Raw genomic sequence first — 20,803 nt, forward strand, 5'->3', positions numbered from 1 at the left:
GTGACCGGTGTGACATTTCCGCCGGGGTCGCGCCCCACGGGTCGCCTTAACCACCGGTAAGGCATGCTGTGCCGAACTCCATCGCCGCCCGTCGAAGGGGACCAGGATGCAGTTCGGCCGTTACTACGAGGAGTTCGAGGTCGGAGCGGTCTACCGGCACTGGCCGGGCAAGACCGTCACCGAGTACGACGACCACCTCTTCTGCCTGCTCACCATGAACCACCACCCGCTGCACATGGACGCGCACTACGCCGAGACGGCCAGCCAGTTCAAGCGCAACGTCGTGGTCGGCAACTACATCTACTCGCTGCTGCTCGGCATGTCGGTGCCGGATGTCAGCGGCAAGGCGATCGCCAACCTGGAGGTCGAGTCGCTGCGACACGTGGCGCCCACCTTCCACGGCGACACCATCTACGGCGAGACCACCGTGCTGGACAAGCGCGAGTCCGGCTCCAAGCCCGACCGGGGCGTGGTGTCGGTGGAGACCCGCGGCTACAACCAGGACGGCACCATGGTCTGCGTCTTCCGCCGCAAGGTCATGGTCCCCAAGCGGGAGTACGCGGCCAGCGCCGTCCCCGACGGAGTGGACCCGGAGCGACCCAGCTTCCCCGAGCCGCGCTGAGCACCGCGGCGGATCGACTTCCGCCGACCCGGGCTCCTTCCCCGCATCAGGTTCTGCTGGGGAAGGGGCCCTTTTCCCGTTTCGGGGCATATGCTGACGCCGGAGGTTCCGATGAGCCACTCCGTCGCCGGAGAGCCGCCCTCTGCCGGCCGCCGAGCCGCACCCTTGACGACCGCTGTCTACTCCGCCGCCGAGTGGGAACTGCTCACCAGCCTGCCCGGTCAGGTCCTCGTGGCCGCCGCCGCGCCCGGTCCCGGCCGTCCGGAACGGGGGGTCATGGCGGGCCTGGCCGGCCTGGATGCCGTGGCCGCCGGCCGGGCGTTCGACAGCGACCTGGTCCGCGCGGTGGTCGCCGCCATCTACGCCCGCCACGACGGCACCCCGGCGCCTGTCGAGCGGCTCACCGACCTCGTGGACCTGCTGGCGGCCTGCCGGGCGGCGGTCCGGGTCCTGCACCGGCGCGCCGACCCCGCCGACTCCGCCGCGTACCGCCAGTGGGTGCAGTCGGTCGCGGCCCGGGTCTGCCGGGTGGTGCCCGGCCCCCGCGAGCATCCGGCGGGCCAGCCGGCCAGCCCGGCCGACCGGCGCTTCCTGGACCGGCTCGGTGGCGCGCTGGGGCTGGGCTGAACCGGCAGCCCGGCGTGGCGCGCGCCGACCGTGTCCGTACCCTCTGATGACCGTGACCGACGACCAGTTCGAGGTGGGCGTGGGCCCCTGGCCAGGGGACCCGCCGGACGACCCGCGCTACGACCCGCAGTTGCTGGCCGAGGGGGACCGGCGCAACGTGGTCGACCGCTACCGCTACTGGCGGCACGAGGCGATCGTCGCGGACCTCGACCTGCACCGGCACGGCTTTCACGTCGCCATCGAGAACTGGCAGCACGATTTCAACATCGGCACGGTGGTCCGCAACGCGAACGCGTTCCTCGCCGCCGAGGTGCACATCGTCGGACGGCGTCGGTGGAACCGGCGCGGCGCCATGGTGACCGATCGCTACCAGCACGTCCGGCACCACGAGACCATCGAGGAGTTCGTCGGCTGGGCGGCCGAGCGAGGGCTGCCGGTGTTCGGTATCGACAACCTGCCCGGCTCGCGCCCGCTGGAGACCGGCACCCTGCCGCGGGACTGCGTGCTGCTGTTCGGCCAGGAGGGGCCCGGTCTCTCCGAACCGGCGCGCGCCGCCTGCGCCCAGCTCTACTCCATCGCCCAGTACGGCTCCACCCGGTCGATCAACGCGGGCGTGGCCAGCGGCATCGCCATGCACGCCTGGATCCGTACCCACGCCGGCCCGCCGCCGGACTGACCCCCGCTCGGTGCCGAATCGGACTGTCCGGCTTGACGTGCCGGTGGTCCGGGGTGACGGTGGGGATGTGAGTGTCGCGGTGAGTTGTCCGAGATGCGGGGGCCCAGTGCGGGCGCCGGATCTGATGCACACCGAATCGAGGTGCCTGCGCTGCGGCCCGGTGCCGCCGCTGCACGTGCCCGAGCACATCGGAGCGGAGATCGTGGCGAGCGTGGTGGACCGGATCACCGCGACCGCGGGTCCACCCGGTACCCCGCTGTGGTGCCCGTGGCCACTACCGCTCGGCTGGACCCTGACCGGTGTGGCGTACGCCGGGGACGACCGGACGGGAGTGCGGGCGACCGCGGTGGCCTGCGCCGGCCCGGCGCCGCTCGGTGGTGGCCCGGCGGACCTGGTTTTCGTGGCCGAGGAGCCGGGCGTGGGCCTGGGCACCAGGCTGGCCGGCCTGGCCGGTCCGGACCCCGGGCCGGAGTTGGTCGACGCGTTGACCGACCCCGGGCCAGGTCACCCCGAGCACGTCGGGCAGGCCCGGATCCGGGTCGGCGGGCACCCAACTCCACTGTGGCTGGTGAATTCGCCGACGGATCGAAGCGCGTACGCCGGCGAGGCTCGGGGAATGTGGCTGCATGCGATAGCCTGGCCGGCGAGTGCGGGTCACCTACTCGCGGAAGATGTCGTGCTACACGACCTGACCGAGTGGACTCCGCCCGAACTCGTGTACGGCGCACCGTCCCCGTACCTGCCCGGGAGGCCTGACAACCTTCCGGATTGACGGAGAACGGTCGCAGATATTCACTGTACGACACCACACTGATACTCTGGGTGCCGCTGCGGTAATGGGACCCGGCGCCGCGCGAGAGGATGGCCCGCCATGGTCAAGAAGGTCCTCACCTGGGCCGGAATCGCATTCTTGATCTTCTTCGTCGCCTACCGGCCAAACTCGGCGGCGGATGTGTTCAAGTCGCTCGGCGGCGGGATCGTCGACATCGCCCAGGGATTCGGCGACTTCTTCACCAGCCTCGTCGCCTAACCGTCGATGGGCAGCCCCTCCGGTCCACCCTTCGACCCGGACGACCCCGATCGGGCCCGCCGGGAGCGCGACACCGAGCCGATTCCGCGGATCGGGCCAGACGACGGCCCGGGCTACGGTGCCGGGCCCGGCCTGTCCGACGGTCCGTCCCTATCGGACGACGTCGGCTACGGCGATGGGCCCGGCTATGCCGGCGAGGGTCGTTCCGGTCGCGCCTGGATCCGTGATCCAGAGGCCGGCTACCAGCCGCCGCAGATCTCCGAGGACGAGCTGGCCGGGTTGCGCGCCGACGCGACCGGCTCGACTCCCCGGCGAGTGCTGCCACTGGAGGACGAGCCCAGCTCCCTGGTCGCCCGCTACCTCTTCCCCACCGAGCGCTACCGGGGTGAGTGGAAGCGGCACTGGATCCACCTCACCACCCCGCTGTTGATCGGCATCGCGGCGACCTTCGTGCTCGGTTACCTCTCCGGCTTCCTCGCCGGGCAGAACGTGGGCGCGCTGACCACCATCGCCGTGCTGCTCTGGTTCGCGGTGATGGGTTGGGTGGCCTGGAAGGTCGCCGACTGGTGGTATGACCGGTTCATTCTGACCAACAAGCGGGTCATGGTGGTCAACGGCATCATCACCCGCCGGGTCGCCATGATGCCGCTGGTCCGGGTCACCGACATGAAGTACGAGCAGACGCCGAGCGGCCGGGCACTCAACTACGGCACCTTCGTGCTGGAGTCCGCCGGCCAGGAGCAGGCGCTGCGCGAGATCAAGAACCTGCCCAACCCGAACGAGCTCTACCTGCGAGTGGTCGAGGAGATGTACGAGCCGCAGGCGGTCGAGGCCCGGCTGGGCAAGGAGGCCGACGAGGCCAAGGCCGACGACGGGGCGTGAAGGTTTTCGTCCGAACATCGGAGCAAGTGCGCACCTTTCGTCATGGACCGGAGCGCCTCTGACGTGGCACTCTGCCAGGACGGCTGGGGCGCGGAGGTGCGATGGTGGCGAGCAGGGACCCGTTGGAGGAGGAGTTTCGCGACTTCGTCGCGGCTCGCTCCGCCGCCCTGCTGCGCACCGCGTATCTGCTCACCGGCGACTGGGCCACGGCCGAAGACCTGCTCCAGACGGCACTGACCAAGACCTACCTGGCGTGGAAGCGGCTCGGCGGGATCGAGGCCGTCGAGCCGTACGCCCGCCGCGTGATGGTCAATACATCGACGAGTTGGTGGCGGCGGCGCTGGCACGGTGAGCGCCCCACCGAGGTGCTGCCCGAGCGGGCCGGCGTCGACGAGATCGAACAGCAACTGGATCGTGACCTTCTCTGGCGGCACCTCAGAGAGCTGCCCAACCGGCAGCGGGCGGTGCTGGTGCTGCGCTACTACGAGGACATGTCGGAGGCGCAGACCGCCGCGATGCTCGACATCTCCCCGGGCACGGTGAAGAGCCAGGCCTCCCGGGCGCTGTCCACGCTGCGCCGGCGAATGGGAGCCGACGCGCCGGACCTGGTCGGCGGGTCCGCCACCGAGCGCCGGACGGCCGCCGGCACCGACCGGGCCGGCGGCGCGGGCGCCCCGACCGCGCCAGCCCCCGCCACCGGAGCCGCCGCGGCCAGGCAGCCCCGGACGGCGTCCGGCCGAGCCGCGCCTCGTCCGGCCACGCCCCGCGCTGCCGTGCCCCGTCCGGCCGTGCCCCGCCAAGCCGAAGTGCCGGTCGAGATGCCCGCAGCCCCGGCGGCCGTGCCCGTCGGCACGGGCTCCGGTGAGCAGCGGTGAACGCAATCCCGGGCCGGTCCGACAACCTGACGGGCCACCCGCCGCGTCCTTACCACGTGCGACGTGACGAGCTGGAAGGGGCGGTGCGGGAGACCCTCTCGCACCAGGTCGCCGTCGCCCGCCCACTGAGCGCCGACCCGGCCGGTCAGGCCATCCGCCGAGCGAAGCGGATCCGGCGCCGGCGTACCGGTGCCGGCCTCGCCCTCGCGGCAGTCGCCACCGTGCTGGTCAGCACCGGAATGGCGCAACTCGTCGACGACCCTGGCCGACAAGGCACACCCATCGTCGTGATCGGTGACCCGAACCCGTCGGGCCGGCCGATTCCCTCGGCCACGGCTTCCGTCGCCGCGCCCACACCCGGGACGTCCGTCGACGTGCTCGCCGGCGCGACGCTGATCAGCGTGAGCGGTGGGCGCCTGGAACTGCCCGGCGTCGGCCCGGCGGAGCGCGCCCACCTGCTGCCCAGCGGCGGTGGTTGGTTGGTGGTCGGCGCGCCGACCACCGCCGGCCGCTCCCTCTGGGTGGCGCAGCGCGACGGGTTGGTGCAGGTGCTGCTGGCCGGCGCGGGCTCGATCGTCGTGGCACCCGACGGTCGCCAGGTCGCCTGGCGCGACGGCACCGGCCTGCTGGTGGCGGGGGTGGTGGGCACCCAGCTCATCGGGCCGGTGCGCACGCCCATGCCGACCAACGCGGAGCCGGTCCGATTCATCGGCGACAGCGTGCTGGTGCGGCTCAACCCGGACGATGCGGGTCACATCCTGTGGCGGCCGGGCGTCGGACAGCTCACCGCCGGCACCGACCGGAGCACCCTGAACGTCTACGGCGCGCTGCCCGACGGACGGCTGGTCGGTCAGGTGTCCACGGGCGACCCGGCCAGGACCTGCCTGGCGATGCTCGACCCGAAGCGTGGCCTGAAGCCGGTGCTCACCGGCTGTGGCCCGGAGCTGAGCCCGGACGGAGCTGGTGGAATCTCGGCCGACGGGCGATGGCTGCTGGTGAACGGGTCGGTCGGCAAGGCCAGCGGGTCCCTGCTGGTCGACCTGCAACGGCTCGGGCCGGACGTGACCGCCGTACCAGCAGGCCCGCCGGTTACCGGCGAGATCGCCTGGACGACCGCCTCGGACGCCACCTACGTCGACGGCGCCGGCAACGTGGTCCGGGTCAACGTCGACCGGGTGCGGTCCGGCAAGCTGGCCGACCCGACCCCGGTGCCCGGCGTGCAGCCGGGGGATCGGCCGGTCCTGGTGACCGGCTCCTGACCTCCATCGGTCGCGCTCGGGTGGACCTCGGCGCGCCCGGCTCGGCGGTCCTCGATAGCGTCGAGCGGTGACCTCGCGTACCGGCCCGTCCCCGCGGATCGACCTGCACGCCCACTCGACGGCCAGCGATGGCACGCTGAGCCCGGCCGAACTGGTCCGTGCGGCCGCGCACGCCGGGCTGGACGTGCTGGCGATCACCGACCACGACACCACCGCCGGCTGGGCTCCGGCCGTGCGGGCGCTGCCACCCGGGCTGCGCCTGATCCGGGGTGCGGAGCTGTCCTGTCGCTGGTCCGGCGTGCAGCCGGCGGTGCCGTTGCACCTGCTGGCGTACCTGTTCGACCCGGACCACCCGGAGTTGGTCGCCGAGCTGGCCCGGGTGCGGGTCGCCCGCGAGGAGCGGGGCGAACGGATCGTCACGCTGCTGCGCGCCGACGGCATCGACGTGAGCTGGCCGGACATCCTGGCCGGCGCGGGCGGCGGCACGGTGGGTCGGCCGCACATCGCGCAGGCGCTGATCCGGGCCGGCCTGGTCGGCAACACCCGCGAGGCGTTCGGCCCGGACTGGCTGGGCGAGCGGTACCGGCTGCCCAAGGAGGACATCGACGTGTTCCGGGCGATCCGGCTGGTCCGGGAGGCCGGCGGCGTGCCGGTCTTCGCCCATCCGCGAGCCACCCGACGCGGCCGGGTGGTGCCCGACGAGCTGATCGCCGAGCTGGCCGCCGCCGGGCTGGCCGGCCTGGAGGCCGACCACGAGGACCACAGCCCGGCCGAGCAGGCGCACGTACGGGGGCTCGCCGCCGAGCTGGGCCTGCTGGTCACCGGCTCCTCGGACTTCCACGGCACCCACAAGACCGTCCAGCTCGGCGCGTTCACCACCAGCGTCGAGGCGTACGAGCGGATCGTCGCCGCCGGGGTGACCGAGGTCGCTTCGGGCTGATCCCGGTTTGGGCCGACAGTGGCGCGGCTAGGTTGATCACGTGGATCTGAAGCTGTTCGGCGAGGTTTTCGTGACCCTGCTGGTGATCACCGACCCGCCGGGCATGATGCCGATCTTCCTTGCGCTGACCGGCCCGCTGACGGCCCGGGACCGCAACCGGGCAGCCTGGCAGGCGGTCGCGCTGGCGCTCGGCGTGATCGTGGTCTTCGCGGTGGCCGGGCAGACCCTGCTCGACTACCTGCACGTTGACCTGCCGGCCCTGCAGGCGGCAGGTGGGCTGCTGCTCATTCTGGTCGCCCTGGAACTGCTGACCGGCAAGACCGACGACCCCAGTCAGCAGGCCACCTCGAACATCGCGCTGGTGCCGCTGGGCACCCCGCTGCTGGCCGGCCCCGGCGCCATCGTCGCGACCATGCTCTTCGTCCAGCAGGCCGACGGGCTGGGCGACTTCACCGCCATCGCCGCGGCGATCCTCGCCGTGATGGTCGCGGTGTGGATCGTGCTGCGCTTCTCCGGTGGCATCGTGAAGATCCTGCGCCCCGGCGGGATCGAAGTGCTGACCCGGATCGCCGGCCTGTTGCTGGCCGCGATCGCCGTGCAGCTCATCGCCGACGCGGTGGCCGCCTTCGTCACGCAGTACATGAACATGACCTGACCCGGGACACTCGCGATGTCGGGGGTGGATGGCAGGATCGCAGGCGTGCGAAGAGCCTCTTCAGCCGGACGACCCGCCGCTGGCGGCCGGGCCCCACAGCAGCGCGCCGGCGGCGCCGAGCAGCTCGGCTTCGAGGGCATGCCGGAGCGGCTCTTCGTCTGCACCCCGAGCAAACTCGGCACGTACGCGGACTGCCCGCGCCGCTACCGCTACTCCTACGTCGACCGGCCGGCCCCGCCCAAGGGCCCGCCGTGGGCGCACAACTCGCTCGGCGCCAGCGTGCACACCGCCCTGAAAAACTGGTATGCCCTGCCCGCCGACCGGCGCCGCCCTGAGGCGCTGGCCGCCCTGCTCAAGGGCACCTGGGTCCGCGAGGGCTACCGCGACGACGAGCAGGAGCGGGCCGCCTACCGGCGGGCGTTGGGCTGGCTGGAGGCGTACGTGGAGACGCTGGAGCCGGAGGCCGACCCGCTCGGCGTGGAGCGGGTGGTGGCGGTCAAGACCGCGGTGCTGGCCTTCAACGGTCGAGCCGACCGCATCGACTCCCGCCCCGGGCCGGACGGCCAGGAGCTGGTCATCGTCGACTACAAGACCGGCCGGACCGGGCTCGACACGGACGACGCCCGGGGCTCGCAGGCGCTGGCGCTCTACGCGTACGCGGCCGAGCGGGTGTTCCGCCGGCCGTGCCGTCGGGTGGAGTTGCACCACCTGCCGACCGGCACCGTCGCCGCCCATGACCACACCGTCGAGTCGCTGGCCCGGCAGTTGACGCGGGCCGAGGAGACCGCGCGCGACATCATGGTGGCCGAGCGGACGGTCGCCGACGGCGGCGACCCGGATGAGGCGTTCCCGGTGGCGCCCGGCTCCCGTTGTGGCTGGTGCGACTTCCGGCGCCACTGCCCGACGGGGGCGCAGACGCCGGGCAAGGAGCCGTGGGCGGCCATGGACCGGCCCGCCGACGGCTGACCCCCGGCCGGCGGAGGTCGGTTGGGTCAGCCGGCCAGCGGGGTGGCGGTGAGCCGTTCCGCCCGCTGCTTCGCGGCCTGTAACAACGGTCCCTCGATGTAGCGGCGGGGCACCGCGCCGAGCGCCAGCCGCAGGGCGCGCACGGTCAGGTCCGCCGTCAGCGCGGTGGTGGGCAGCCCGAGCCCGCCGTACATCCGGTGGGCCCAGGCCGGCAGCAGCGCGAGCGCGGTCCCGGCGATCCCCAGGTACGCCCAGCGCGGTGGCCCGAGGGTGAGCCCCAGCCGGGCCGGCAGGCTGAGCTTCCACGGCAGCGGCGGGGCGGTGAGGAAGAGCGCGGTCTCCGCGGCCTCCCGGGTCATCCGCAGCTCCGGCCGCACGGCGCGGTAGTACGCCGCCACCTCGGCGGCGGTGCCCGGGACGCTGGTCGGGTCCAGGCCGACCAGCGCGGCGGAGCGGCGTTGCTCGGTGTAGTAGCCGTCCACCTCATCGTCGGTGAGCGGCAGTCCGGCCCGGCGGGCCGTGCTGAGGAACGACTCGACCTCGGTGACGTGCACCCAGCGCAGCAGGTCCGGATCGTCGATCCGGAACTCCTCGCCGGTGAGCGGGTCGGTGGCCCGCATCCGGCCGTGCAGCCGGCGCAGCCGCGCTCCGGCTGCCTCCGCCTCGGCGGTGGTCCCGTAGACGGTGGTCGCCACGTAGGTGGCGGTGCGGACCAGGCGGCCCCAAGCGTCGGTGCGGTAGTTGCTGTTCTGCGCGACCCCGGCCATCGCCAGCGGGTGCAACGCCTGGAGGTAGAGCGAGCGCAGGCCGGCGACGATCAGGATCGGCTCCTCGTGCACCTTCCACGTGACCGAACCCGGACCGAAGAGACCGAGGTCATCGGAGTCCACCGCCCAAGAGTGCCACGGGCGGGCCGACCTCGCCGGTCACCTCCCGGCGGCTCGGGCCGGGTCAGCTGTCGGCGGAGCGGCGGGCCTGGCAGCCCGGGCAGAGACCCCAGAACGTCACTTCCGCCTCGTCCACCTCGAAGCCGTGCGCGACGTTCGCCTCCAGGCAGGGAGCGCTGCCCACCGTGCAGTCGATGTCGGCGATCTCGCCGCAGCCCCGGCAGACCACGTGGTGGTGGTTGTCGCCGGTACGCGCCTCGTAGCGGGCGGGACTGCCGGCCGGCTCGATCCGGCGGGACAGCCCGGCCCGGGACAGCGCCCCCAGCACGTCGTAGACCGCCTGGGTGGAGACCGAGTCGAGGCGTTCGCGGACCTGCCGGGTGATCTCGTCGACCTCCAGGTGACCGCCGCCGGCCAGCACGTCCAGCACCGCGAGGCGCGGTCGGGTGACGCGCAGGCCTCTCGATCGCAGCAGCTCCTCGGCAGCGGACATACGCCAATGACAGCACGTGTGACCAGCGCCGACAACCGACGTCCGGGCGGGGTGGTCACGGACACAGCCGGAAGGCGGAGGCTGGATCGCCTCGCGATGAACCCGATCGGGACGCCGCGCGTGTGTCCGGTCGAGAGCTTGAGGACAACCTACGGACCCGTAGGCTGGCGAACCCGTGACCGTGATCCACCTGGAGGGTGTCGATGTTCGAGGAGATCCTGGGTCTACCGGTACACGTCCTGGTGGTCCACGCGGTGGTCGTGTTCGTGCCGCTGCTGGCCGTGCTGGCCATCGCGTACGTGGGGCTGCCGCGCTGGCGGCACCGGCTGGACTGGGCACTGGGCTTCCTCGCCGTGGCCGCGCCGCTGACCACCTTCGTGGCCGTCCAGTCGGGTGAGGCGTTCACCGACGCGCTGGTCGCCAAGGGTTTTCAGGGCCCGATCCTCGACCAGATCTTCGAGCACTCCCGCTACGGCGACATCCTGTTCCGGATCGTGCTGCCGCTCGGGATCGTGGCGATCCTGCTGCTGGTGGCGACCAGCGGGCATCCCCGGGTGCCGAGGCTGCCGGCGCTGGTGACCCCGGTGCTGGCGGTGGCGGTCGTCGCGCTGTCCATCGCCGCCCTGGTCTACGTCTACCTGACCGGCCACTCCGGCGCCCAGGCCGTCTGGAGCACCACCCTCTGACCTTCGGCCGCGACGCGAGTCAGAAGATGATCCGCGAGCAGAGCAGACAGACCAGCACCACCAGCACCACGCCGGCCGCCGCGCCGAAGCCGTAGGTGAGCCGCTGCGAGCGCTGCTCGGCTGCGTCCAGGCCGGCCATGTCCTGCGGCGGCAGCCGCCGGGGCGGCGCCGCTTCCAGGTGTACGGGTGGACGCCAGCCCGCTGGTGGCGGCACGCTCGGCGGCGGTCCGGCGTACGCGCTCGCCGGTGCGGTTCCGGGTGCGGCGGAGGGTTGGTCCGCCGCCGCGTCACCACCGCTCCCGGGCCGTCGCCAGTAGTCGTCCGGGGTGTTGCCACCGCTGGGGGTCGTCACGCCGTCCGACGCTACCAACGCGGCCGGCGGCCCGGTCGCTTCTGGCCGGCGCGCCACCGTCCGCGATCGGTCCGCTGCCGTCGGCTGCGTTAGTCTTGCCGCTCGTGAGCACCGAGGACCCCGGCACGCAGGGCGCGCGTGGCGACGATGAGCGCACCGTCGACCTGAGCGATGACTTCGTGGTGCTGCCCGAGCAGACCACCGACGACACCGATCGCGGCTGGGGCGAGCGGACCGGCGGCAACGACGACTGGCTGCTCGCCGAACGCCCCCCGCACTGGGATTGACCCCGGCGGCGGGTCGCGGTCAACCGCGGACGACGATGGCGAACCGGCTTCCCTCGGGCAGCCCGACCGCGCGTTGCGCCTGGTCGGGGCGGAGCGCCAGATAGAGCGCCGCGGACCCGTCTGTCGCCCCGGCACCCAGCACGTCCAGCACCAGCGCTCGGGGAGCGAGCAGCGCCGCCTCGGTGCCCGTCCCGCCCGGTGGCGCCGCCAGCAGATCGACCCGTGCCCCGGGGCGGACGACCGCCAGTGCGGCCGGCTCGGCCAGCCGGACCGGCACCCCGACCGCGCCGCTGGGCAGCGGTAACGGCCCGGACGTCGCCTGCGTCCCGTCGGCTGCCGCGCTACTCCCGGTCGGCACCGGCCCGTCGACCGGGCCGTTCGGGTCGGCCGGCCCACTCCCGTCGGCCTTTCCCGCGCCGTCGACCGTGCCATCCGCGCCCGTTGCTCCAGGCGACCGTGGTCGGCGGGCAGCCGGTCGGGGTGTGCAGGACGGCGGCAGCCAGGCCCAGCAGCGCGGCGACCAGACCGGCCCGGAGCAGGGTGCGCCCGCCGGGCAGGGCGAGCCGGCGCAGCGGGCGCAACGCCCGCGCGGAGTCTGGATCGCCGGTCGCCATCTGCCGCCTCCCGTCCCGGGTGCCGCAGCGACACCCGTGGGCGGCAGGTTAGGACGGTCGGGGCTCGCTCAGACGGCCGTCCCCCGGCGCCTGTGGACAACCGGCGGCCGTGGACAACCACCTACCGACCGATCCGACCTGCTATGGCGCGGGAGGACCGCCCGATCGACCCGAGTGGATCAGACCCGACCCGGCTCAATGGGTGGCGGTCAGGACGTGGTGCTGGCCGCCGGGGCTTTGCCGCTGCTCGACCCGCCGGACGACGACGAGGAGGAGTTGGACGACGAGGACGACCCGGACGACGAGGAGGAGCCGGACGAGGAGCTGGAGGACGACCCGGAGTCCCCACCCGAGGACGACGAGGACGACTCGGACTTGGCCGGCTTGCCCGCCGTGCCGGCGGCCGTCGTCTCGGAGCCGGACGCCCGCGAGTCGGTGCGGTAGAAGCCGGAGCCCTTGAAGACGATGCCGACCGAGTTGAAGACCTTGCGCAGCCGCCCCTGACACGCCGGGCACTCGGTCAGCGGCTCGTCAGAGAAGGACTGCACCGCCTCGAGCTGGTTACCGCACGCGGTGCAGGCGTACTGGTACGTGGGCACGTTCTCCTCCGGATCTGGACTCGGCCAGTTGGCACTCGACCTATTCGAGTGCCAATGGTGCGTCATTCGGCCCGGGTTCGTCCAGCGGACGTGTGGGGCGCGACACCATGCGCCGTACCCGGGCCGGCGTCAAGCGTACGCATGCCCTCGGCCGGGGTGACGACCGCGCGGACCGGGCGGTCGTGCGGCTCGACGGGCAACGCCTCGACCAGCTCGCCATCGTGCAACGGGACCACGGTCAGCGTCGCCGTGGGCACCCGGGCCAGCGCCCGGTCGTACGAGCCGCCGCCACGCCCCAGCCGCCGGCCCTGCCGGTCGACCGCCAGAGCCGGTACGACCACCAACTCCGCGGCGGTCACCGCGGCCACCCCCAGCCGGGCACCGGTCGGCTCCCGGATACCCCGGCCGGCAGCGATCAAAGCGTCCGGTCCGGTATACGCCGCCCAGTCCAGATCCAGGTCGTCACGGAGCACCGGCAGCAGCAGCTCGGCGTCGGCCGGCAGCGCCGCCCGCAGCACCTCCGGTAGATCAGCCCCGCCCGGTTCGGAACCGACCGGCACGTACGCCGTCATCCGGCTGGGGCGCAGCCGGCGTACCAGCGCGACCAGCTCGGCCTGGACGCGCCCGGCGGCTGCGGCCCGGGCCGGCCCGGACAGCGACCGGCGGCGGGCGAGCAGCTCGGCGCGGGTGTCCCGCTTGGTCACTCGGGTCACTTCCGCTTCATCAGAAAATTCCGGCACGCAACACTCCTGACGCAACGCCTCTCCCGCGGTTGCTCTGTGTCAGCATCGCAAGCAACGGAGGCGGAACTTCCGGGGGGACCGAGTGACGCTACGCGGGCGGTTGACGGCAGCCTTCCTCGTAGTGGTGCTCGGCCCGGTCCTGCTCGGCGCGTTCTTTGTCGCCTCCATCGTCACCGCCGTCGATCGCAGCCGCTCCACCGAGCGCCTGGGGGTGGCTGCGTCCACCGTCCGTACCTCGATCGACGCGCTCTGCCAGCAGCTACGTGCCACCGCCGACGCGGTCGCCCTCACCGCCGACCCGTCCGGTGCCGCCGATCAACTGGTCGGCCGGGGGCTGGCCGCCGCAGTGCTGATCACCGACGTGACCGGTCGGGTCACCTACGCCTCGCCCGGCGCGCCGTCGACCCCCTGGCGGGACTGCACCGGCCCGACCGCGGTGTCGTCCGGCCCGGTCCGTGCCCTGGCAGCCCGGGTCGACCTGCGCGACCGGGCCGGCACTCTGCTCGGCACGGTGGCGGCCGCGCAACTGGTCGACCCGGCCTTCGTGGCCCGGCTCGCGGCGGTGACCGGGGTGGCGGTCACCCTGCTCGACGGCGGTGCGAGCGCCGCGCGGTTCACCCACACCACCGAGTCGCGCGAGGTACGCGACGCGGTGCTGGCCGCCGCCAGCACGGTCGACAACGAGCGGGTCACCGAGACCAGCGAGGGCCGGTACGTGCGGCGGATCGGCCCGTCGACCGGGCAGCCGCTGCCGCTGGTGCTCTCGGTACCCAGCGAGCGGCCACCGGGACTGCACGCCACGCTGGCCGGCGTGGTCGGGCTGGCCGGGCTGCTCGCCGTCCTGACCGCCTGGCGACTGGCCCGGGTGACCACCCGGCCGCTGATGGAACTCGCCGGTGCGGTGGACCGGGTGGCACACGGCGACCTGACCGCCCGGGTGCCGGTGCGCAGCCGCGACGAGTTGGGCCGGCTGGCCGCGGCGTTCAACCGGATGACCCGGGAGACCGGGTCCTACGTCGCGGCGCTCACCAGCAGCCGGGACCAGCTACGCGGGCACCTCGCAGTGCTCGGCGACACCCTGGCCAGCACGCACGACCTGCAGCGCATCCTGCGGGTGATCCTGCACAGCGCCATCGCGGCAACCGGGGCGCGGGCCGGAGCGGTGCTGCTGGTGGAGGCCGGTGGGGTGCTCGTGGCGCAGTGCACCGAAGGGCTGGACGGGCGCTGGCCGGAGGGGGCCGCGGACGGGCCGCAGACGTTGCGGGTGCCGGTGGGCGTCGGCGTGGTCGGCGCGGTGGCCGCCACCGGGGAGCCGCAGCGGGGGCGGATGGAGCCCACCGAGGTCCCGGTGGGTGAGCCGCGCTGCCGTACGTACGTCGCGGTCCCGTTCGCCACCCCGGGCGGCGGCGCGACGTCCACCCCGGCCGGGCCGATCGGGGGCGTCGGGCCGGTCGGGTCGTTCGGACCGATCGGGGGCGCCGCTGGTGGCTCCGCGCCCGCCGAGGAGGCTGGCGCACCAGCGGCGGCACTCGGCGTGCTGGCCCTCTACGACCGGCTGGGCGCCGACGAGTTCGACGACGACGACCTGGTCACCCTGCGCACCTTCGCCGGGCACGCGGCGGTGGCGGTGGACAACGTCCGGGTGCACGAGGAGGCGCAGCGGCTCTCGCTCACCGACCCGCTCACCGGGCTGTGGAACTACCGCTACCTGCGCGAGTCGATCCGACGGGAGGTGGAACGGGCCAGCCGGTTCGGCCGGATGCTCAGCGTCCTCGCCCTGGACCTGGACCGGTTCAAGGACGTCAACGACACGTACGGACATGCGGCGGGGGACACCGTGCTGGCCGAGTTCGCCCGACGGATGCGCGGCGAGATCCGCGAGGTGGACCTGGCCTTCCGGCAGGGCGGCGAGGAGTTCGTGCTGCTGCTGCCGGAGACCGACTCCCGGGGCGCGGCGATCGTGGCGGAGCGGCTGGGCGCGGCGGTCCGGGAGACGCCGATCGCCGTCGAGGCGTACGTGGGGCCGATCGTGGTGACCGTGTCGGTGGGCATCGCCGTCTACCCGGACCACGGCAGCACCGGGCGGGACGTGCTGGAGGCCGCCGACGACGCGCTCTACGCAGCCAAGGCTGCCGGCCGGGACACCTACCGGGTCGCCGAGTTGTGCCCGGACGTGCCGACGCGGGAGATCCCGGTCCCGGCGGGGGCGGTGAGCCCACCGGACGGGCTGCCGCGCGCCGGCCAGCCCGTGCAGGTCATCCGGGAGCCGGGCGGGCACGCCCGGTCGGAGCCGGCTGTGGGCGTACCGGAATCGCCGCCGGTGGGGCCGGCGCACGCTCGGCCGGAACCGGCCAACGACCCGGCGGCCAGCGCCGCGGACGAGGCCCTGGCCGGCCCGGACGCTGCCCGGCCTGGGTCGGGCGGCGGCGCGTCTTCCGGGCCACACCCGCCGCGGCAGAGCCGTGGCCGATAGTCTCGCGGCATGTCGGAGCACTCAGCGAGCCCCTCACCAACGGTCGCCGCAACCGGCCGTCCCCTGGCGGTCAAGGCCGTCATCCCGGCGGCCGGACTGGCCACCCGGTTCCTGCCCGCCACCAAGGCGGTGCCCAAGGAGCTGCTGCCGGTGGTGGACCGGCCGGTGTTGCAGTACATCGTCGAGGAGGCCACCCAGGCCGGCATCGGTGACGTGTTACTGATTACCGGCCGGGGTAAGACATCGATGGTGGATCACTTCGACCGTCGCCCCGACCTGGAGACCAGGCTGGAGGAGAAGGGCGACACCGAGCGGCTGGCCGCCGTGCGCCGGCCCAGCGAACTCGCCGAGATCTACACCGTCCGGCAGCCGGAGCAGCTCGGCCTCGGCCACGCCGTCGGGTACGCCGAGTCGCACGTCGGTGACCAGCCCTTCGCGGTGCTGCTCGGCGACGAGTTCGTCAAGCCGTCCGAGCCGCTGCTGCCGGCGATGCTGGAGCTGCAGGCCCGCACCGGCGGTGTGGTGCTCGCCTTCTTCGAGGTCGACCCGGCCGACACCAAGCGGTACGGCATCGCCTCCGTGGAGCCCGCCGAGGCGGAGCTGACCGACATCGGCGAGGTCGTCAAGGTGACCGGCATGGTGGAGAAGCCGCAGCCGGAGGACGCGCCGAGCAACCTCGCCGTGCTCGGCCGCTACGTGCTGCCGGGCCGGATCTTCGACGCGATCCGGCGGACCAAGCCGGGCAGCGGTGGCGAGATCCAGCTGACCGACGCGATGGAGCTGCTGCGCACCGAGGGCACGCCGGTGCACGCGATCGTCTACCGGGGCACCCGCTACGACACCGGCATGCCGCTGGGCTACCTCCAGACGGTGGTGCAGATCGCCGCCGAACGCGAGGACCTCGGCACCGAGTTCCGCGCCTGGCTGGCCGACTTCGTCAACGCCGACGCGGCAGGCGGATCTGGTACATGACCGCGACGGCCGACGCCGAGGCGGCCGCGAACGAGTTGACGCCGCTCGCCGACTACCTGGGCAGCGTGCTGCGCAGGTTACGCGCGCTGCCGCCACTCGACCTCGACCTCACCCAGGCGCACGGCAACGTCCTCGCGGAGGACGTCGTCGCGCCGCACGCCTTCCCGGCCTTCGACCAAGCGGCCGTGGACGGGTACGCGGCCCGCTGGGAGGACATCTCGGGAGGGGGCCGGGGGCCGAGCTACGTCCCGGCTCCTTCCGGCACGCCCGGGGGTCGGACCATCCGGCTCAACGTGGTCGGCGACCTCGGCGCGGCGAGCTGGCGGCCCGTCCGGCTCACCCCGGGCTCGTGCTTCTCGGTGGCCGCCGGGGCGCCGCTGCCGGTCGCCGCCGACGTCGTGGTCCCGGTGGAGTGGACCGACCAGGGCATGGCCGCGGTGGAGATCTTCCGCACCCCCAAGCGGGGGTACGGGGTCCGCCGCGCCGGTGAGGAGTTGCCCGCCGGCACCCTGCTCGCCCGGGCCGGCACGTACGTCTCCCCGGCGTTGGTCGCGGTCTTCGCCGCCACCGGCATCGGGCACGTGGTGGTCCGGCCCAGCCCGCGGGTGGTCATCGTGGCGACCGGTGACGAACTGGTCGACGTGGGCCGGGGCAGCCAGCCCGGGCAGGTGGTGGACGCGAACTCGCACGCGTTGACCGCCGCCGCCGCCGAGGTGGGCGCACTGGCGTACCGGGTGGGCATCTGCGACGACGACCCGGAGGGGCTGCGCGGTCTGCTGGAGGACCAGACCCTGCGCGCCGACCTGATCATCACCACCGGGGGGACCGGCACCGGCCCCGGCGACATGGTGCGCCGGATCCTGTCCCGCCGGGAGGGCAGCCGGGCCGGGCCGGTCACCTTCACCGACGTGGCGCTCTATCCCGGTACCGCGCTCGGGTTCGGCACGGTCGGCGCCGAGGAGGTGCCGGTGGTCTGCCTGCCCGGCGACCCGGGCGCCGCGCTGATCGGCTTCGAGGTGCTGGCCCGCCCCGCCATCCAACTGCTCGCCGGCGCCGAGCCGGTCTTCCGGCCCAGCGTGCGGGCTCACCTGCTGGAGACCGTGTCGTCCCCGGGTGGGCTGCGCGAGTTCCGGCCCGCACACGTCGCTGAGCGGCGCGGCGGCGGTTACACGGTGCAGCCGCTCAGCGGTGGGCCGTTCACCCTCTCCGGGCTGGCCGAGGCGAACGGGCTGCTGGTGCTCGGCGAACGGGTCACCACCGCCGCGGCCGGCTCCACGGTGGACGTCCTGCTGTTGGACCGTCGCCGGTGACGGTGCCCCGGTCGGCCCGCCCGCGGTTGCGGTGGTCCGTTCGGGCGGTTCGCGGGCCGCGTGCGCCCGCGTGGTTGCGGTGGTCCGTTCGGGCGGTTCGCGGGCCGCACGCGCTCGCGCGGTTGTGCCGGTCCGTTCCGGCGGTTCGCGCGCCGCATGCGCCCGCGCGGTTGTGCGGTCCTTTGTCGTGAGCGCGGTGGGTCCACTTGCGCACGACACGGTCCCGCGCGGGAGACTGTCCGGGTGAGTCTCTTCGGCCCCGCGCGGGCGCCCGGCTGGCCGGCGGTGCTGGTCGACGGTCCGGTGCTGCTGCGGCCCTACCGGCGCTCCGACGCCGCCGCGTGGTCGGAGGTGCGCCGGGCCAACCGGGCCTGGCTGGCACCCTGGGAGTCGTCGCTGCCCGGTAGCTGGGACGAGCTGAACTCGCCGGCCGCGTTCCGCTGGGTGCACCGCGACCAGCGGCGCTCGGCCCGCGAGGGTGAGGGCATGCCGTTCGCCGTCTGCCTGCGTGAGGCCGACCGGGATCGGCTGGTCGGGCACCTCAACGTGGGCAGCATCGTGCGGCGGGCGTTCTGCTCCGGGTACGTCGGCTACTGGGTGGATGCCCGAGTCGCTGGTCAGGGGGTGATCCCGACGGCGCTCGCGCTGGCCGTGGATCACGCGTTCGGCCCGGGCGGGCTGCACCGGGTGGAGGTCAACATCCGGCCGGAGAACCGGCCGTCCCGGCGGGTGGTGGAGAAGCTGGGCTTCCGCGAGGAGTCGTACCACGTGCGCTACATGCACATCGACGGCGCCTGGCGGGACCACATCGGATACGCGATGACCAGTGAGGAGATCGCTGCCGAAGGCGGTCTGCTGGCCCGCTGGCACCGGGTGCGCGCCGCTGCGCGGTAGGTCGTCCCACGGGCGGGATCGGCGCGGCGCGGCGGCATCCCGGTCGGTGCGCCGTAACCTCAAGTAACTGCAAGCTGCGGCAAGCGCTGCCCGTCCGGACGATCCACGCAACCGAGCGCAATCGGTGGAAGATCCTGCGGTCGAAAGGCGGTTGCTCCGAATTCGGTGACGGGAGGGGTGAGGGTGCCGACCTCGGTGCTCCTCGCCGTCCTCGCCGCCGCTGGCCTGCTCGCCCTGGCCCCGGCGTTGGTCCGCCGGTACGACGCCACCGAGCGGCTGGTGGCGGAGCGGGCGCAGTCGACGGCGCGGGTGCTCCAGCGCCGCCGGCGACGCCGCACTGTGCCGGGACGGCGACCCGTTCACCCTCCGCGTTCGCTGGTCGTCACCCTCAGTGAGGATGCGACTACCGGAGTGCTGACCGCGCCGGTCTCCGCGCCTCCGGCGGGCCGCCGCTCCGGCCGGCTGCGAGCCGTGCCCCCCGCCCCGAAGCGGTCCCGCCGCCGCCCGCCGCCCCGCCGGCAGCACACCCCCGCCGTGTACCGCCGTCGCCGGGTGCTCGCCGCCCTGTTGCTGCTCAACTTCGTCGAGTTGATCGGCGTGCTGTTCGTCAGCCCCGGCTTCTGGATCAGCTTCTCGGTCACGTTCCTGCTGCTGGCCGTGTACGTCGTCCACCTGCGGGGTCAGGCACTGGCCGGCCGCCGTCGGCGCCGCGCCCGGGCCCGGGAGGCGGCCTGGCTGGCCGCCCGGCAGGCCGAGGTGCGCCGCGAGCAGGCCCGCCGGGCAACGGCCCGGCGGGAGGTCCAGCGCCGCCTGGCCGCCCAGCGCGAGGGGGTACGCCGGGCCGCGATGGGCCTGGACCGGCCGGGCGACCTGCCGGCTGCGGTCAACGGCGGATCGGTCTCGTACCGGCGGTCGGGCGGACTGCGCGGACGCCCCTACGAGGCCGGCCGCGGCGCCTGATCGACCCGGCGCGGCCGCTGCGGCGCCTGATCGACCCGGCGCGGCCGCTGCGGTGCTTGATCGTCCCCGCGCGGCCCGGTCGCGCTTGATCGTCCCCGCGCGGCCCGGTCGCGCTTGATCCGCCCCGCGCGGCCAGCTGCGGCGATCCTCTCCCTGGCGGGGCGCGAGCGCTTGATCGACTCCAGGGCGCCGATGTGGGGGTGTCCGTCCGCGGCGATACCCCCATTTCGGCGAGCTGCCGGCGCCGACGCTTGATCGACTCCGGGGCGGCGATGTGGGGGTGTCCGTCCGCGGCGATACCCCACGTCGGCTCGCCGCCGGCGCTGGCGCTTGATCGACTCCAGGGTGCCGATATGGGGGTATCCGTCCGCGGTGACCCCCATGTCGGCGAGCTGTCGGCGCCGACCGCTTGATCGACTCGAGGGCGCCGATGTGGGGGTGTCCGTCCGCGGCGATACCCCCATTTCGGCGAGCTGTCGGCGCTGGCGCTTGATCGACTCGTTTCCTGGGGGTCGGGGTGTCGCGGCGTCCGTGATACCCCGGTTTCGGGGACGTCGAGTGGATCTTTGGGGTGGGCGAGCGCCGCGCCGGGGGCGGATTCGCGGTGAGAGCCGGCGACCTGTTAGCCTTGCTGCCGGCCCGCCCGGTGTAAGCCGGGTGGGACCGAAGCCGGTTCGCCGGCGGAGGGGCTGTGGCGCAGACTGGTAGCGCACCTCGTTCGCATCGAGGGGGTCAGGGGTTCAAATCCCCTCAGCTCCACCAGCAACACCGTTGACCAGGGGAAATCCCGCCAGCAAGATCGGCGGGCAGAGATCCGGCGCAAATCAGCGAGGATCCGGGGCCTTCGGGCCCCGTTTTCGTTTGGCGCTCGCGTCGCGGAGCGCGCCGCTGATGATGTTGCGGCGGCGGTCCTTCTTCGGCCACCAGCGCACGTAGGTTTCCAGCGTGATCCGCAGGCTGGAGTGCCCCAGCGAGTGAGAGGTGCGGGGGCCTCGGCCCAG

25 protein-coding genes, 1 tRNA gene and 1 pseudogene are annotated in these 20,803 nt (G+C 73.6%); 20 read left to right on the top strand and 7 right to left on the bottom strand.

Annotated features, from left to right (window positions below; translation table 11 throughout):
- The first annotated feature begins 106 nt into the window (after window positions 1-106).
- From OG470_RS10715 to OG470_RS10765, 11 genes are all read left to right on the top strand, one after another.
- Entirely contained in the window at window positions 107-622 is a 516-nt protein-coding gene (locus OG470_RS10715; RefSeq protein WP_145786186.1) for a MaoC family dehydratase, read from the top strand.
- 111 nt (window positions 623-733) lie between these two features.
- Entirely contained in the window at window positions 734-1,249 is a 516-nt protein-coding gene (locus tag OG470_RS10720; RefSeq protein WP_328423230.1) for a hypothetical protein, read from the top strand.
- Window positions 1,250-1,301: 52 nt separating this feature from the next.
- The gene (locus OG470_RS10725) at window positions 1,302-1,925 is read left to right on the top strand and encodes a TrmH family RNA methyltransferase (protein WP_328426273.1); all 624 of its coding nucleotides are present in this window, start codon (window positions 1,302-1,304) and stop codon (window positions 1,923-1,925) included.
- Window positions 1,926-2,004: 79 nt separating this feature from the next.
- Window positions 2,005-2,697: a DUF6758 family protein gene (locus tag OG470_RS10730; RefSeq protein WP_328423233.1), complete on the top strand. Its 693-nt coding sequence runs from the start codon at window positions 2,005-2,007 to the stop codon at window positions 2,695-2,697.
- Window positions 2,698-2,796: 99 nt separating this feature from the next.
- Complete coding sequence (locus OG470_RS10735) at window positions 2,797-2,955, top strand: hypothetical protein (protein WP_165942702.1); 159 nt, start codon at window positions 2,797-2,799, stop codon at window positions 2,953-2,955.
- Window positions 2,956-2,961: 6 nt separating this feature from the next.
- Window positions 2,962-3,837 carry a PH domain-containing protein gene (locus OG470_RS10740; RefSeq protein ID WP_328423235.1) on the top strand — a complete coding sequence of 292 codons (876 nt, stop codon included), beginning with the start codon at window positions 2,962-2,964 and terminating at the stop codon, window positions 3,835-3,837.
- Between the two features lie 101 nt (window positions 3,838-3,938).
- Window positions 3,939-4,712 (top strand): SigE family RNA polymerase sigma factor, encoded by a 774-nt coding sequence (locus OG470_RS10745; RefSeq protein WP_442931090.1) that lies wholly within the window; start codon window positions 3,939-3,941, stop codon window positions 4,710-4,712.
- 56 nt (window positions 4,713-4,768) lie between these two features.
- A complete protein-coding gene (locus tag OG470_RS10750) occupies window positions 4,769-5,971 on the top strand; it encodes a hypothetical protein (RefSeq protein ID WP_328423238.1) in 1,203 nt (400 codons plus the stop codon).
- Window positions 5,972-6,038: 67 nt separating this feature from the next.
- On the top strand, window positions 6,039-6,911 hold the full coding sequence (locus tag OG470_RS10755; protein ID WP_328423240.1) for a PHP domain-containing protein: 873 nt from the start codon (window positions 6,039-6,041) through the stop codon (window positions 6,909-6,911).
- 40 nt (window positions 6,912-6,951) lie between these two features.
- Window positions 6,952-7,566, top strand: coding sequence for a MarC family protein (locus OG470_RS10760; RefSeq protein ID WP_328423242.1), 615 nt, complete (start codon window positions 6,952-6,954; stop codon window positions 7,564-7,566).
- 15 nt (window positions 7,567-7,581) lie between these two features.
- A complete protein-coding gene (locus OG470_RS10765; RefSeq protein WP_442931091.1) occupies window positions 7,582-8,532 on the top strand; it encodes a RecB family exonuclease in 951 nt (316 codons plus the stop codon).
- 26 nt (window positions 8,533-8,558) lie between these two features.
- Here the strand turns inward: OG470_RS10765 and OG470_RS10770 are convergent, their stop codons facing one another.
- Window positions 8,559-9,422, bottom strand: coding sequence for an oxygenase MpaB family protein (locus OG470_RS10770; RefSeq protein WP_328423246.1), 864 nt, complete (start codon window positions 9,420-9,422; stop codon window positions 8,559-8,561).
- Window positions 9,423-9,483: 61 nt separating this feature from the next.
- On the bottom strand, window positions 9,484-9,912 hold the full coding sequence (locus OG470_RS10775) for a Fur family transcriptional regulator (protein ID WP_328423248.1): 429 nt from the start codon (window positions 9,910-9,912) through the stop codon (window positions 9,484-9,486).
- A 203-nt stretch (window positions 9,913-10,115) separates the two neighbouring features.
- Between OG470_RS10775 and OG470_RS10780 the strand changes: the two genes are divergently transcribed.
- The gene (locus OG470_RS10780; protein ID WP_328423250.1) at window positions 10,116-10,598 is read left to right on the top strand and encodes a DUF2231 domain-containing protein; all 483 of its coding nucleotides are present in this window, start codon (window positions 10,116-10,118) and stop codon (window positions 10,596-10,598) included.
- A gap of 19 nt (window positions 10,599-10,617) precedes the next feature.
- Here OG470_RS10780 and OG470_RS10785 read toward each other — a convergent pair whose 3' ends face one another.
- Window positions 10,618-10,950, bottom strand: coding sequence for a hypothetical protein (locus tag OG470_RS10785; RefSeq protein ID WP_328423252.1), 333 nt, complete (start codon window positions 10,948-10,950; stop codon window positions 10,618-10,620).
- 104 nt (window positions 10,951-11,054) lie between these two features.
- On the opposite strand from OG470_RS10785, the gene OG470_RS10790 reads away from it, so the two are divergent.
- Complete coding sequence (locus tag OG470_RS10790) at window positions 11,055-11,237, top strand: hypothetical protein (RefSeq protein WP_328423254.1); 183 nt, start codon at window positions 11,055-11,057, stop codon at window positions 11,235-11,237.
- Window positions 11,238-11,256: 19 nt separating this feature from the next.
- Here OG470_RS10790 and OG470_RS10795 read toward each other — a convergent pair whose 3' ends face one another.
- Window positions 11,257-11,595, bottom strand: coding sequence for a flagellar biosynthesis protein FlgA (locus tag OG470_RS10795; protein ID WP_328423256.1), 339 nt, complete (start codon window positions 11,593-11,595; stop codon window positions 11,257-11,259).
- On the bottom strand, window positions 11,579-11,851 hold the full coding sequence (locus OG470_RS10800) for a hypothetical protein (RefSeq protein WP_328423258.1): 273 nt from the start codon (window positions 11,849-11,851) through the stop codon (window positions 11,579-11,581). The genes OG470_RS10795 and OG470_RS10800 overlap by 17 nt, the downstream gene beginning before the upstream one ends.
- Window positions 11,852-12,025: 174 nt before the next feature.
- Here OG470_RS10800 and OG470_RS10805 point away from each other — a divergent pair, with 174 nt between their 5' ends.
- Window positions 12,026-12,295 (top strand): hypothetical protein, encoded by a 270-nt coding sequence (locus OG470_RS10805; RefSeq protein ID WP_328426883.1) that lies wholly within the window; start codon window positions 12,026-12,028, stop codon window positions 12,293-12,295.
- Window positions 12,296-12,309: 14 nt separating this feature from the next.
- Here the strand turns inward: OG470_RS10805 and OG470_RS10810 are convergent.
- Both OG470_RS10810 and OG470_RS10815 read right to left on the bottom strand, forming a co-directional pair.
- Window positions 12,310-12,516: pseudogene (locus tag OG470_RS10810) on the bottom strand (FmdB family zinc ribbon protein); the annotation flags it as partial.
- The gene (locus OG470_RS10815) at window positions 12,513-13,190 is read right to left on the bottom strand and encodes a 5-formyltetrahydrofolate cyclo-ligase (protein ID WP_328423260.1); all 678 of its coding nucleotides are present in this window, start codon (window positions 13,188-13,190) and stop codon (window positions 12,513-12,515) included. The gene OG470_RS10815 and the pseudogene OG470_RS10810, both read right to left, overlap by 4 nt.
- Window positions 13,191-13,275: 85 nt before the next feature.
- Here OG470_RS10815 and OG470_RS10820 point away from each other — a divergent pair, with 85 nt between their 5' ends.
- From OG470_RS10820 to OG470_RS10845, 6 genes are all read left to right on the top strand, one after another.
- Window positions 13,276-15,666, top strand: a complete 2,391-nt coding sequence (locus OG470_RS10820) for a diguanylate cyclase (RefSeq protein ID WP_328423262.1) — start codon at window positions 13,276-13,278, stop codon at window positions 15,664-15,666.
- A gap of 9 nt (window positions 15,667-15,675) precedes the next feature.
- Complete coding sequence (locus OG470_RS10825) at window positions 15,676-16,638, top strand: UTP--glucose-1-phosphate uridylyltransferase (RefSeq protein ID WP_328423264.1); 963 nt, start codon at window positions 15,676-15,678, stop codon at window positions 16,636-16,638.
- Complete coding sequence (locus OG470_RS10830; RefSeq protein ID WP_328423266.1) at window positions 16,635-17,948, top strand: molybdopterin molybdotransferase MoeA; 1,314 nt, start codon at window positions 16,635-16,637, stop codon at window positions 17,946-17,948. The genes OG470_RS10825 and OG470_RS10830 overlap by 4 nt, the downstream gene beginning before the upstream one ends.
- Before the next feature lie 243 nt (window positions 17,949-18,191).
- The gene (locus OG470_RS10835) at window positions 18,192-18,842 is read left to right on the top strand and encodes a GNAT family N-acetyltransferase (RefSeq protein WP_328423268.1); all 651 of its coding nucleotides are present in this window, start codon (window positions 18,192-18,194) and stop codon (window positions 18,840-18,842) included.
- 177 nt (window positions 18,843-19,019) lie between these two features.
- Window positions 19,020-19,802, top strand: coding sequence for a divisome protein SepX/GlpR (sepX, locus tag OG470_RS10840; protein WP_328423270.1), 783 nt, complete (start codon window positions 19,020-19,022; stop codon window positions 19,800-19,802).
- Window positions 19,803-20,487: 685 nt separating this feature from the next.
- Window positions 20,488-20,564: transfer RNA gene (locus OG470_RS10845), tRNA-Ala, on the top strand.
- The last annotated feature ends 239 nt before the right edge of the window (window positions 20,565-20,803 follow it).

The sequence above is a fragment of the Micromonospora sp. NBC_00389 genome (assembly GCF_036059255.1).
Classification (GTDB): Bacteria; Actinomycetota; Actinomycetes; order Mycobacteriales; family Micromonosporaceae; genus Micromonospora.

What these genes read in the sequence shown, in the direction of transcription:
- OG470_RS10735 (WP_165942702.1), top strand. Translation starts at nt 2,797, where the DNA reads ATGGTCAAGAAGGTCCTCACCTGGGCCGGAATCGCATTCTTGATCTTC.
- OG470_RS10740 (WP_328423235.1), top strand. Translation starts at nt 2,962, where the DNA reads ATGGGCAGCCCCTCCGGTCCACCCTTCGACCCGGACGACCCCGATCGG.
- OG470_RS10720 (WP_328423230.1), top strand. Translation starts at nt 734, where the DNA reads ATGAGCCACTCCGTCGCCGGAGAGCCGCCCTCTGCCGGCCGCCGAGCC.
- OG470_RS10715 (WP_145786186.1), top strand. Translation starts at nt 107, where the DNA reads ATGCAGTTCGGCCGTTACTACGAGGAGTTCGAGGTCGGAGCGGTCTAC.
- OG470_RS10800 (WP_328423258.1), bottom strand. Translation starts at nt 11,851, where the DNA reads ATGGCGACCGGCGATCCAGACTCCGCGCGGGCGTTGCGCCCGCTGCGC.
- OG470_RS10780 (WP_328423250.1), top strand. Translation starts at nt 10,116, where the DNA reads ATGTTCGAGGAGATCCTGGGTCTACCGGTACACGTCCTGGTGGTCCAC.
- OG470_RS10775 (WP_328423248.1), bottom strand. Translation starts at nt 9,912, where the DNA reads ATGTCCGCTGCCGAGGAGCTGCTGCGATCGAGAGGCCTGCGCGTCACC.
- OG470_RS10745 (WP_442931090.1), top strand. Translation starts at nt 3,939, where the DNA reads ATGGTGGCGAGCAGGGACCCGTTGGAGGAGGAGTTTCGCGACTTCGTC.
- OG470_RS10825 (WP_328423264.1), top strand. Translation starts at nt 15,676, where the DNA reads ATGTCGGAGCACTCAGCGAGCCCCTCACCAACGGTCGCCGCAACCGGC.
- OG470_RS10830 (WP_328423266.1), top strand. Translation starts at nt 16,635, where the DNA reads ATGACCGCGACGGCCGACGCCGAGGCGGCCGCGAACGAGTTGACGCCG.
- OG470_RS10765 (WP_442931091.1), top strand. Translation starts at nt 7,582, where the DNA reads ATGTCGGGGGTGGATGGCAGGATCGCAGGCGTGCGAAGAGCCTCTTCA.